General features: G+C 34.0%; 12 protein-coding genes. 2 read left to right on the forward strand and 10 right to left on the reverse strand.

The window, feature by feature from the left end:
* Nucleotides 1-239: 239 nt before the first annotated feature.
* Entirely contained in the window at nt 240-1,934 is a 1,695-nt protein-coding gene (gene argS / locus BM212_RS00990) for an arginine--tRNA ligase (protein ID WP_091895402.1), read from the forward strand.
* A gap of 43 nt (nt 1,935-1,977) precedes the next feature.
* On the opposite strand, the gene trmL is transcribed toward argS, so the two are convergent.
* The 3 genes from trmL to BM212_RS01005 all read right to left on the reverse strand — a co-directional run bounded on the left by trmL (nt 1,978) and on the right by BM212_RS01005 (nt 4,948).
* Entirely contained in the window at nt 1,978-2,487 is a 510-nt protein-coding gene (gene trmL / locus BM212_RS00995; protein WP_072694973.1) for a tRNA (uridine(34)/cytosine(34)/5-carboxymethylaminomethyluridine(34)-2'-O)-methyltransferase TrmL, read from the reverse strand.
* 92 nt (nt 2,488-2,579) lie between these two features.
* On the reverse strand, nt 2,580-3,734 hold the full coding sequence (gene queG, locus BM212_RS01000; RefSeq protein ID WP_091895529.1) for a tRNA epoxyqueuosine(34) reductase QueG: 1,155 nt from the start codon (nt 3,732-3,734) through the stop codon (nt 2,580-2,582).
* Between the two features lie 374 nt (nt 3,735-4,108).
* A complete protein-coding gene (locus BM212_RS01005; RefSeq protein ID WP_072694974.1) occupies nt 4,109-4,948 on the reverse strand; it encodes a methyltransferase domain-containing protein in 840 nt (279 codons plus the stop codon).
* A gap of 117 nt (nt 4,949-5,065) precedes the next feature.
* On the opposite strand from BM212_RS01005, the gene BM212_RS01010 reads away from it, so the two are divergent.
* Nucleotides 5,066-5,497 carry a DUF2188 domain-containing protein gene (locus BM212_RS01010; RefSeq protein ID WP_091895405.1) on the forward strand — a complete coding sequence of 144 codons (432 nt, stop codon included), beginning with the start codon at nt 5,066-5,068 and terminating at the stop codon, nt 5,495-5,497.
* A 58-nt stretch (nt 5,498-5,555) separates the two neighbouring features.
* Here BM212_RS01010 and arcA read toward each other — a convergent pair whose 3' ends face one another.
* The 7 genes from arcA to BM212_RS01045 all read right to left on the reverse strand — a co-directional run bounded on the left by arcA (nt 5,556) and on the right by BM212_RS01045 (nt 12,039).
* Nucleotides 5,556-6,785 (reverse strand): arginine deiminase, encoded by a 1,230-nt coding sequence (gene arcA, locus BM212_RS01015; RefSeq protein ID WP_072694976.1) that lies wholly within the window; start codon nt 6,783-6,785, stop codon nt 5,556-5,558.
* A gap of 238 nt (nt 6,786-7,023) precedes the next feature.
* Nucleotides 7,024-7,344: a YtxH domain-containing protein gene (locus BM212_RS01020; protein ID WP_072694977.1), complete on the reverse strand. Its 321-nt coding sequence runs from the start codon at nt 7,342-7,344 to the stop codon at nt 7,024-7,026.
* 3 nt (nt 7,345-7,347) lie between these two features.
* Nucleotides 7,348-8,619 (reverse strand): aspartate aminotransferase type Ic, encoded by a 1,272-nt coding sequence (locus BM212_RS01025; protein ID WP_091895408.1) that lies wholly within the window; start codon nt 8,617-8,619, stop codon nt 7,348-7,350.
* A gap of 194 nt (nt 8,620-8,813) precedes the next feature.
* Nucleotides 8,814-9,461, reverse strand: a complete 648-nt coding sequence (nth, locus tag BM212_RS01030; protein WP_072694979.1) for an endonuclease III — start codon at nt 9,459-9,461, stop codon at nt 8,814-8,816.
* 29 nt (nt 9,462-9,490) lie between these two features.
* Complete coding sequence (locus BM212_RS01035) at nt 9,491-10,207, reverse strand: DnaD domain-containing protein (RefSeq protein ID WP_245750910.1); 717 nt, start codon at nt 10,205-10,207, stop codon at nt 9,491-9,493.
* A gap of 22 nt (nt 10,208-10,229) precedes the next feature.
* Nucleotides 10,230-11,525, reverse strand: a complete 1,296-nt coding sequence (gene asnS / locus BM212_RS01040; RefSeq protein WP_072694981.1) for an asparagine--tRNA ligase — start codon at nt 11,523-11,525, stop codon at nt 10,230-10,232.
* A gap of 40 nt (nt 11,526-11,565) precedes the next feature.
* On the reverse strand, nt 11,566-12,039 hold the full coding sequence (locus BM212_RS01045) for a cell wall elongation regulator TseB-like domain-containing protein (RefSeq protein ID WP_072694982.1): 474 nt from the start codon (nt 12,037-12,039) through the stop codon (nt 11,566-11,568).
* Nucleotides 12,040-12,056 lie beyond the last annotated feature (17 nt).

Below are 12,056 nucleotides of genomic sequence, written 5' to 3' on the forward strand. Positions count from 1 at the left end.
TTAACTTAACTATAACTGATATCGTATAGAAATTCATTAAATATTTATTAAAACGCTTACTTCTTTTTGGTAAGCATTATACTATTGCTAGCTTTACCGACCTTTGCTATAATACAAATGCTTATGTATGAACGAAAAAATAGATTATCAGATGATTACACCAGATTTATAATTAATAATCATTCCATCATTTATACGTGTTTGCTATCAAATATTACTACACTACTAGGAGGATTTTTTTGGAATATAAACAACTTGTAGCCCAAGCGCTGCACGAGGTCTTAAAAGATCAATTAGAATTAAATGAAATAAGCCATTTATTAGAAAAACCTAAAATGGCTGAACATGGAGATTTAGCATTCCCTGCTTTTCAGTTGGCAAAAATATTACGTAAGAGCCCTGCTCAGATTGCAGCAGATTTAGAAAATAAAGTATCTTCTCCAATTATAGAAAAAGCCGAATCTGTAGGACCCTACTTGAATTTCTTTTTAAAAAAAGATCAAGTAAGTCGCCAGATTCTTAACAAGATTTTAGAAGAAAAAGATGATTATGGTTCAAGTGATATGGGTAAAGGACAAAATGTTCCGATCGATATGTCTTCCCCTAACATCGCTAAACCAATGTCAATGGGTCACCTGCGTTCAACAGTTATCGGAAATGCTCTATCTAATATTTTGCGGAAAATGGGCTATAATCCAATACGTATCAATTACCTTGGTGACTGGGGAACTCAATTTGGCAAATTGATCTCTGCCTATAAAAAATGGGGAAATGAAGAGGAAGTTCGTGCAAATCCGATAAAAGAACTACTCCGTCTATATGTCACCTTCCATGAAGAAGCAGAAAAACATCCAGAACTTGAAGACGAAGGACGTGCCTGGTTCAAAAAACTTGAAGATGGCAACGAAGAAGCCCTTGCATTATGGAACTGGTTTAGAAAAGAATCTCTAGCCGAGTTCCAGAAAGTTTATGATCGTTTAAATATTAATTTTGATTCTTATAATGGTGAAGCATTTTATAATGATAAAATGGACTCAGTCGTATCACTATTAGATAATAAAAATTTATTAAAATTAAACCAAGGTGCTCATATCGTTGATTTAGAAAAATATGATCTTAACCCTGCTTTGATCAAAAAAACCGACGGAGCTACTCTTTACATTACTCGTGATTTAGCTGCTGCTCTTTATCGTAAAGACACCTATAACTTTTCTCAAGCTCTTTATGTTGTCGGCCAAGAACAAGCCAATCATTTTAAACAATTAAAAGCTGTTTTGTCTGAGATGGGTTACGATTGGGCAGAAAACATTCATCATATTCCTTTTGGTTTGATTACAAAAGACGGTAAAAAACTATCTACTAGAAAAGGAAAAGTTGTTTTATTAGAAGAGGTTTTAAATGAAGCTTCTAAATTAGCATTAAATCAAATTGAAGCTAAAAATCCTAATCTTGATGATAAAGAAGTTGTTGCCGAACAAGTAGGCGTCGGTGCTGTTATCTTCCATGATCTTAAAAATGATCGTTTAAATAACTTTGATTTTACTATCGAAGAAGTAGTACAATTCGAGGGCGAAACTGGACCATATGTGCAATATACACGTGCACGCGCTTTGAGTATTCTTAAAAAAGCTGAGAAGTCCACCTTCTCTTCTTCTGAAAACTATTCACTGAGGGATGATTATAGCTGGGAAGTTTTAAAACTGATCCAAGAATTTCCAGATACACTTCATCGAGCATATAGACAATATGAACCATCCATTATAGCTAAGCATGCCATCCATTTAGCTCAAGCTTTTAATAAATTCTATGCTAATATTCGTGTATTAGATGAACATGCTGAAAAAGAAGCAAGATTAGCGCTTGTTTTTGCTGTAACTGAACTTCTAAAACAAGATCTGACTATCCTTGGAGTAGAATCACCCGACCAGATGTGATTATAAAAAAGCAGGCTTCCTTTTTAAGGAAAGCCTGCTTTTTTTACTTCAATTTATCATTTTCATAAGCATGAGTTAATTCTAAACCTGGGAAACCTTGTTGTCTTAATGCTTCAAAAATTAGTATATTGGCAGTATTGGATAAGTTCAATGAACGAACATGTTCATCGTTCATCGGAATACGAAGACAACCTTCTTCATGCTCGCGCATAAAAGATTCTGGAAGCCCAGTTGTTTCTTTTCCAAAAATAAAATAGTGATCTATAGTTGTATCTGTAAAATGTTCATCAGAATATATTTTATTAGCAAACTTAGAAATTAAATATAATTTCCCAGACTTTGAATACTCAATAAAGGCGTCTAAGCTCTCATGATATGTGATTTCTACTTCATTCCAATAATCTAATCCCGCTCTTTTTAAATGTTTATCATCCGTCTCAAATCCAAGCGGTTTAATTAAATGTAAATGTGTATTCGTTCCTGCGCACGTTCTTGAAATATTTCCCGTGTTTGCAGGGATTTGTGGTTCAAATAAAACAATATGATTTGGCATAATTATACTCCTTGTTCAATACTCCTTAATTTATATAAGGTTCTTTATTTTTATATATTTAACACAATTAACCAAGTAAATGCAGTACTTTCCTATGTTAAATTTTCTTTCATTAAAGAAATTGCGATTTGAAATTCTTCGATAGTTTCTAAATCTGTTTCTTTAGATAATGCTTCTTCCAAAAAAGAAACAACGTCTTCATTTGCTTCTCTTTTTAAAATGACAGAAATAGCCCAGGCTGCAGTGCCTCTAATCATTGGTCTTGGGTCCTGATCAATAACCCTTAATAAATCAGGAATAGCAGTTCGGTCACGATAATTTGCTAAAGCGATAATGGCATTTCTTTGTAAAGGTTTTTTCCCTCTCCAAGACCCAGCCATTTCTCCATAAGTATCCTTAAATTCCCGATTAGAAATTGTCAGTATAGGTTTGAGTAAAGGCATAGTTTTCTCAGGATCAGGTTCCATATCCTCATGAAAGTGCGAGTCTACTCCCTTATTATAGGGGCAGACAATCTGGCAAATATCACATCCGTAAATCATATGTCCCATTTTACGACGATACTCTTTAGGCATATATCCTTTTGTCTGAGTCTGATAAGATAAACATTTCTGTGCATTCATTCTACCATCTCCAAGCAGTGCACCAGTTGGACATGCTTTTACACACCTAGTACACTCTCCACAGCCGAAAGGAACTTCCTCGTCTGGTTCAAACTCTAGATTAGTTATAATTTCACCTAAATATACGTAGGAACCATATTCTTTAGTAATCAATAAGCCATTTCTACCAATAAATCCTAATCCGGCCCTTTGAGCGACAGCTACATCTACCAGTTCACCAGTATCAACCATTGGTTTGAATGAGGTCTCTTCACTAGTTTCCGTTCGTATGAACTCAATCAGTAGATCCATCCTCTTCCTCAAGACATCATGATAATCTGTTCCCCAGGAAGCACGAGCAAACTCTCCTCTTCTTTCTCCTTTGACTTTAGGTGGTTTTGATCGCATTTTTGATGGATAAGCTACAGCAATTGCAATAATTGAACGTGGCTTTGAAAAAATTTTTTCCGGATATATTCGTTCTTCAATAACATCGTGTTCAAACCCTGAAGTATACCCTTTTTCTTTTTGTTTGTGTAATTTATCTTCTAAGTCGTAAAAAGGTTCAGCATGAGTAAATCCAATCTTATCAATACCGATTTCATTGGCCTTTTGTTTTATTTTTTCTTTTAACTTGAGGTTAATTGAACTCTCCTCCAATCTAACCAATAATAGTTGGGTTACAGTAAATTTTACTAGAATTAAGTATAGTTCGCTATAATAAATTTTCACAAAAAAAAACGTATCGCCTCGGTGTCATGCACTGCGAAACGATACGTTAATTAAGCTGTTGTTTTTCACATTTTTTTATCAGCTTCTGATGGGGTGACTGATAAAAACCAATGAACCAAATCAGCTTATGTTCCATATGATAACATTGGACTATACGCATTGCAAGGCGCTATACAAATAAAATCTCGAAAACAAAGGAAATATTAACAATATTGTGAAATTTTCGTAAATAGGTTTACATTTTAGAAAAAAGCTAAACTTAGAGATTATTTTTAATCTAAAAAACATTATTCTTTAGTTCCTATCAAAATTTCCATTTCTACCGTAATTTTTTTAAATGGTTCTAAAATTAATTTTTCTTTAATCGAATCATTAATATTCCAGCTTAAGGGAGTCATGTTAAGCAAATGTTTCCACATAGTGAAATTTAAATTATGCTCGTAACTAATACTTATTCTATCAGCCTGAGGATAATGCTGGTAAAATTTATCTAGTACTTCTTTATTAGAATAGGGTGTATTATTTTTACCAACAAAATTTCTAATTTCAATTAAATATTTTTCTGCTGGAACAACTTTAATTACTTGACCGCCTGATTTCAGAATTCGGTCAAATTCTCCATAGTTAGATGGAGAAAGAATATTGAATATTGTGTCATAAGCATTCGAAGCATACGGTGACTGTGCTAGGTCTGCTACACACCAGAAGGCATCTGTATATTCTGCAGCAGCTAATTGTATAGCATCTTTAGAAATATCAAACCCTATATTTGTACCACCTAGTCCCTTTTGAATTAAATGATGCAAATGAGATCCTTCTCCACACCCTACATCCAGATGGACACCGTTTTTATTGTTCACTACCGAAATTACTTTTTCAAGAACAGGATACCATAAACCCTCTTGCGCAATTAATCTTCTGGATTGTAGCATATCTTTATCATATTCATTTTGTGATTGTTTGAGCAGAAAGTGCAGTGTACCTTTTTTTGAAAAATCAAATGAATGTCGATTTGAACATGTGAGTTGATATCCTTTGATATCAATAAATTGATTTTTACAAACTGGGCATTGGAATAAGTGTAAATGATTATTTATAAACATTTTTGCTTTTTCTATTTTTTTCATTAGATCCTCTTTCATTCTATAATTTCTAATACTTTTTACTCATTACAAGTCTATATTCTAGTAGTGATGTCTAATTCATGATATAACGAAATTAGAAAATAAGAAAGGATGATTTACATGCCATGGAATACAAATGACTATCCAGCATCAATGAAGAATTTAGATGATGTTGTGCGTAAAAAAGCAATTGATATTGGAAATGCACTGTTGGATAGTAACTATCCTGAAGATCGTGCAATTCCTATTGCAATCAGCCAAGCTAAAGAATGGTATAATGATGCTTCAGAAAAGGAGATACGATCCTACAAACATCAAGAAAATCCCAAGAAAAGTGATAAACATGATGATGATAGCAATTCAGACTTGCTCGATAATGATGTTCAAGTCTACTTTGAAGAGAATGAATGGAAAGTAAAGACAAAAGGCGCTAAAAGGCCTGATTCAACTTTTGAACATAAACAAGATGCCGTTGATAGAGCCAAAGAAATTGCTCAGAATAAAAATAATAACGTAATTAGGTATACAAAAGATGGCAAGAAACAAGATTGATACTAAGATTAAAAGCAGGAAAACTCTTCAATTACTGAGTTTCCCTGCTTTTTATTAACTAATCTCTAGATAATGGCATACTCATACATCTTGGGCCACCACGACCTCTTGAAAGCTCACTTGATGGGATTTCCAGAACTTTTACTCCATGTTCTCTCATTAATTCATTGGAAACATAATTGCGATTATAGGTGACTACTACTCCAGGTTTAATTGCTAAAGTATTTGAGCCATCATTCCATTGTTCTCTAGGTGCAGCAATAGCATCTCCTCCACCACAAGGAATCAATGCAATCTCTGACAGATTCAATGCTGCTTTTAAAGCTGCTGAAAGATCAGTCTGGTGCGTAACATCAATTTCATCTTTAGCTTTTCCTGGTTGAAGAATATATACTGACATTTTTCCATCTAGACTCTGTATACCCGGATGAATCGTAAATTTATCGGTGTCGATCATTGTAAATACTGTATCCAGGTGCATCATAGCTCGAACATGTGGAATCTCGATAGCTAATATTTTTTTGAAAGTGCTATTACTGGAGAAAAGCGTTTTAGCCAATTCTTCTATGGCACGTCCGCTTGTTCTTTGAGAAATACCAATAGCCAATACTTCATCACTCAGTACTAATACGTCTCCTCCTTCAATAGAAGTGGAAACCATACGATCTCTCCAGATATTCAGCCCGGAATCTTTAAAATCAGGATGATATTTAACAATTACTTCCATGAATAAAGATTCACGTTTACGAGCCGTGTAAGTCATATTGTTGATAGAAATTCCACTACCCAGAATATTTGCAGGATCGCGTGTATAATATAAATTAGGCATTGGCTGCATTAGGAATAATGATTTTTTTTGATGATCTGCGCTCCATGCTAAAGAAGTTGAATGAATGTCTACTTCATCATTACGCACTCCTGCCATGATTTTATCTACCATAGACTGGGTATCCATAGAAAATAAATAGCCAGTTAATTCATCAGCAATAGTTTTTTCATGGATATTGGACTCATTTATAAATTGCTGAACAATTTTTTCTTTATTTTTAGAGTGCTCTATTGCTTCTGCAGCAAGCTTTTCAAGGTAGTATACTTGTGCACCGTTATTTTTAAGCACGTCTGCAAAAGCATCATGTTCTTGCTGAATTATGGGTAAATAAGGGATATCATCAAATAATAAACCATGCATTGTATCAGGAGTAAGGTTTTCAACTTCACGCCCCGGTCTTTTCAACAATACAGAATTCAATTTTGATATTTCAGATGTTACATTAATGTTCAAGCTCATGTTTGTCCTCCTAGGGTATACACTCATAGATATAATAATAAAGACTTTTTAAATGAAAAACAAACATATTAACTAATTGGTAAAAAATTCAATTTATATTAGAAATATGGATTTTTATACTGCAATATGATAATTTAAACAATAAAAAATAGAGAAATCAGGAATAATCAAAAGGAATTATTTTATATTATCCTGACGTTTCTCTATTTTCATAAGCTAATTAATAAAAATACCGGTTTTAAAGTTGAGTATCTAAACTAGTTACCGGATCATCTTCCAGAGCATTATGTTCTGGAGGAGCAGCGACGGTTTCAGGAACTGCCTCATACTCTACAGGGGGATTATAAAATTCATTATCTGTCATTTTTTCAGAAAACTTGATCTCAGCATTTTCTACCATATTATCAAGTTTAATCACCAGTTTATTTTTTGAGTCATCTGCTTTCTCTTTAAACTTCTGCTGCAGTTCTTCTCCTGATTGCTTAGCGAGCAGGTAAGCTGCTGCTACTCCCAATGCACTTCCAAGTGCGATTCCGAAGCCAAAACTTCCTTTTGACATTTTCTATTCGCCTCCTATAAAATTTTCTCCATATTTTTCTAGTGTAACTAATTCAATACAGGTACATAATGCTTCTAGCGCGACTTCCAATTTATCAAGTTCTATAAAACTCGGAGCCAGCCGAATACTATTATCTAAAGGATTGATTCCATATGGATATGTTGCGTTCGCTGGTGTTAATTGTATTCCAATTTCACCCATTCTGTCTACTATTTCGGCTGCACAGCCATCCATCGTTGTTAAATGAACAAAATAACCACCATTAGGATTAGTCCAACTAATAAATTTTTCCCTGTCTTCAGTAAAATAAGCCTTAAAAATAGACTGAATCCAATCAAATTTCGGTTTTAAAATTTTTGCATGCTGCTCCATCAAGGCTTGAATCGTGTTAGAATCTTTTAAAAAAAGAACATGTCTTTTCTGATTTAATTTATCAAAACTTATGATTTGTGTGCTGAGTTCTTCTGCTAATCTAAGTATATTTTTCTCTGATGCTCCCACAGCAGCAACACCAGCTCCTGGAAAAGTTATCTTTGAAGTAGAAACGAACATATAAGGACGATTCGGAACTCCAGCTTTTTTACAAGCCTCCAGTATACTTTGTGCTTCCTCGTGCTCGTTGTTTAAATGATGAACAGCGTAGGCATTATCCCACATAATCAAAAAATCTTCAGCTGCAGTATGCATTTGTGCTAATCTTTCTACCACTTCATCAGAATAAGTCTCTCCTGTTGGATTACTATAAGTTGGGATACAAAATATTCCTTTGATTGATGAATCTTGAGAAACAATCTTTTCAACAAGTTCCATATCAGGTCCCTCTCCAGTTAATTCTACTGGAATCATTTCAATTCCAAGCCTTTCGAGCATTGCCCAATGACGATCATAACCAGGACTTGGGCATAGGAACTTTACTACTGTTTCTTTATTCCATTTATTATCCCCTGTGAACATATGCATCACAAGTACTGCATACATCAGCTGTAAGCTGGAATTTCCTCCTACTAGGGTTTCATCTATAGAAGTTTTTAAAATGTCGCCGAAGAGCTTTCTCGCTTCTCTAATGCCTAGCAGACCTCCGTAATTACGAATATCTTGTTCATCTTCACTCATCCAGTCGGGCAATTCCAATTTATTTAATAAAGCACTAGATAATTCTAGTTGTTTTCTGGAAGGTATTCCTCTTGACATATTTATATCAAATGGACGCTTTTTATAAAGATTATATTGCATACGAACTTGTTCTAATCTTGAGTCCAACTGTTTGTTATTCATATATTAAGTCCCTCATTTATCGCTAAGTTATGTTGAGCACTCTTATTCTTGCATATTAATAGGTTACTTCAAAGTATAGCTTACTTTATTGAGAAATGTAAACCATTAATCCGAATTGATACTATAATTATCTCATTTCTAAACTATTTAAATATTAAAAAAAGACAGAGCAAACAAACTGCTCTATCTTTAAATCAAGATTTAATTTGCTGCTTTATCTTCTCTATACATACATTATGATCATGTGCTCTGGCAGGACATTGATAGCGACCAAAAAATATCATACGATGATGTGCTATACTCCAAAGATCTTCAGGGAGTTTTTCCATTAAAGTATTTTCGACTTGTCTGACAGTAGCTTTTTGAGAACAAATATTAAATTTCTTGCTGATTCTTTCTACATGTGTATCTACAGCTATAGCTGGTTTATCAAAAGCAACGCTCATAACTACATTCGCAGTTTTTCGTCCTACTCCAGAGAGACTTTCTAATTCTTTATGCGTAGAAGGGACTACTCCTCCAAAATTTTCAACTAATTCTCTAGAACATTTTTTTATGAATTTTGATTTGTTTCGATATAAACCAATTGTTTTAATTTTATTCATAATGTCATCAAGTGGGGCCTCCATCAAAAGTTCGGGAGTCGGATATTCCCGAAATAATGCAGGAGTGACTTTATTGACAGAGATATCTGTTGTTTGAGCACTTAATATAACAGATATCAATAATTCAAAGGAATTTTTGTGAACTAATTCGGCTTTTGCATCTGGGAATATTTTTCCCATAGCTTCTATTAATTCAACAGTCTCTTTGCTCGTTAATAATTTTTCTTTGTCTGACATCTAATCCCCCTTGCTGGATAATCAGTAAATCAGTCTTTAAATTCTTTTAACCAGTCATACATCGGAACAGGCTTAGAAGGCTGATTAGTCGGGATGGTATCTTGAACTTTCTTATTACGATACTGTTTTGATTCTTTTTCAACTTGTTCTTTGCTTTTGATATTTTTCTTTTCCCAGCTCAATAAAATGCGATCAATATATTTCAAACTATAAACTTGGCTTAACACCGCTTCTCTTAGAGCCATTTGGATAAGATCTGGTTTATAATGATCTTCATCAATCCACATATTAAGCGTTTGGATTTCAATAGGTGAAAGAGGCCTGCCGAATTCCTTTTCAAATAGTTGATATAATTCTTTAGAATCAATCTCTGTCTGCATTCGTGCTTTGTCATTATCATTTTGTTTTAAGCAAAGCAGTACTTTTTCCCACAGAAGATCAAAGGAAAATTCATCTTTACTTTTACCATCTTCATCTACTTTTGTGTCAATCGTTAAAACATCTTTATTAATAAGTGCATGGACTTCTTTAAATGCATCATCTCGTGAAATCTTCATTCTATCAGCGATCACATTAATATTCGGGAACCCTTCACCTTGATCAACAAATGATTTTAACTGGATCAGAAATACCAGATTATCATTTGTAAGACCAAGCTGTTTGTAAGTCTGTAATAAAAGGGTAGAAATCGTTACGTGTCCAGATTTTAACCACTCTTTAAACAACTCTTCGTTCAACGGTCTCACCCTTTCATATTATTTTATAACCTTACGGATAGATTCTGTTCAATAAGCGTGGAAACGGAATGGCTTCGCGAATATGTTCAGTTCCAGATAACCAAGTAATTGTTCTTTCTAAACCTAAACCAAATCCAGAATGCGGAACACTACCATATCTTCTCAAATCTAGATACCAGTCATAGTCTTTGATATCTAAACCATGTTTTTCTAATTGAGTCTGCAAAGCTTCATAATCATCTTCACGCTGGCTTCCTCCAATGATTTCTCCATAACCTTCAGGAGCAATCATATCTGCACATAATACTACATCATCTCTATCTGGATGAGGCTTCATGTAAAACGGTTTAATTGCTTTTGGATAGTTCAAGATAAACACTGGCTGATCGTATTGATTTGCAATAAATGTTTCTTGTGGAGATCCGAAATCCTCTCCCCATTCGATATCAAAGTCGTTATTCTGAAGTAAATCTACTGCTTCATCATAAGAAATCCGTGGGTAAGGTAATGTTGTATATTTTTTTAATAGTTCTTTGTCTCGCTCTAAAATATCTAATGCCATATCACAATTATCCAAAACATTTTGGACAAGATAAGCAACATATTTTTCTTGAATTTCTAAAGATTCATTTTGATCCATGAAGGCCATCTCTGGTTCAATCATCCAGAACTCGATCAAATGACGACGAGTTTTAGATTTTTCTGCTCTAAATGTAGGACCGAAAGAAAATACTTTTCCTAAAGCCATTGCAGCAGCTTCCATATATAACTGTCCACTTTGTGATAAGAAAGCATCATATTCAAAATATTGTGTATGGAAAAGCTCTGTAGTATCTTCTGCAGCATTCCCTGTTAAAATTGGTGGATCGACTTTCAAAAAACCTTCATTATTAAAGAATTCATAAGTCGCACGAATCACTTCATTACGAATCTGCATAATAGCGTGCTGTTTAGATGAACGTAACCACAAATGGCGATGGTCCATCAAGAACTCAGTGCCGTGCTCTTTAGGCGTAATAGGATAATCTTTAGATTCACCGATTACTTCAATTTCTTTTACATGGATCTCATAGCCGAATTTTGAACGGGTATCTTCTTGTATAATTCCAGTTACCCAGACAGAAGATTCTTGAGTAAGGCTTTTGGCCAAATCAAATATAGATTCTTCAACTTCACTTTTGACCACTACGCCTTGAAAGTATGCTGATCCATCACGCAACTGAAGAAATGCGATTTTACCACTTGAACGTTTATTTGAAATCCATCCTCCTATTCTTACCATTTCGCCTATATGTTTAGAAGCTTCAATAATTCTAATTTTTTCCACTGTTTAATCTCCTTATCCAAAATGCTATTTAATAGTTTATTTATATATTATCTATAGTTCGTAACCATTCGCCATCTTCTAAAGATAGAATGTAGTAACCCAAACGACCATTTTCATTCCGGTAACTAACTTCCCATATAGGTATGTTATTATCCATCCCAATACGAGCCTCCAAAATTTTATCAGGTTGACGAGCTTCGCGTGTTTTTTGAATGGCTGATTGTTTAGATATTGTTTCTTCTATTGGAATAGAAGTCACATCACCGTTATCTTGATTAATCAATACAACAAGTTCAGTATCCTCCTCAGTCTTTCCAACAACCGTAAAAAACGTTTCGGTATCGTTATACCAATAAAATTCTTCAGGTGTAATGATGTCAGAATGAGCAATTGCGTATTCAAAAGCTTCTTCTTTAGAGTTATTGTATGGCGCAACTGATCTCCTGTATAATACAATTGATCCGATTATCAGCATAATCAAGAATACGGTAAGGCCAATAAAAAATTTTTTCAATTTATTTCCCTCACAGT

The sequence above is a fragment of the Marinilactibacillus piezotolerans genome, assembly GCF_900114235.1.
Taxonomy (GTDB): domain Bacteria; phylum Bacillota; class Bacilli; order Lactobacillales; family Carnobacteriaceae_A; genus Marinilactibacillus; species Marinilactibacillus piezotolerans.

Coding starts and splice junctions, on each gene's coding strand:
- nth (WP_072694979.1), bottom strand. CDS start 9,461: ATGTCAGACAAAGAAAAATTATTAACGAGCAAAGAGACTGTTGAATTA.
- BM212_RS01025 (WP_091895408.1), bottom strand. CDS start 8,619: ATGAATAACAAACAGTTGGACTCAAGATTAGAACAAGTTCGTATGCAA.
- arcA (WP_072694976.1), bottom strand. CDS start 6,785: ATGAGCTTGAACATTAATGTAACATCTGAAATATCAAAATTGAATTCT.
- BM212_RS01020 (WP_072694977.1), bottom strand. CDS start 7,344: ATGTCAAAAGGAAGTTTTGGCTTCGGAATCGCACTTGGAAGTGCATTG.
- trmL (WP_072694973.1), bottom strand. CDS start 2,487: ATGCCAAATCATATTGTTTTATTTGAACCACAAATCCCTGCAAACACG.
- BM212_RS01010 (WP_091895405.1), top strand. CDS start 5,066: ATGCCATGGAATACAAATGACTATCCAGCATCAATGAAGAATTTAGAT.
- BM212_RS01005 (WP_072694974.1), bottom strand. CDS start 4,948: ATGAAAAAAATAGAAAAAGCAAAAATGTTTATAAATAATCATTTACAC.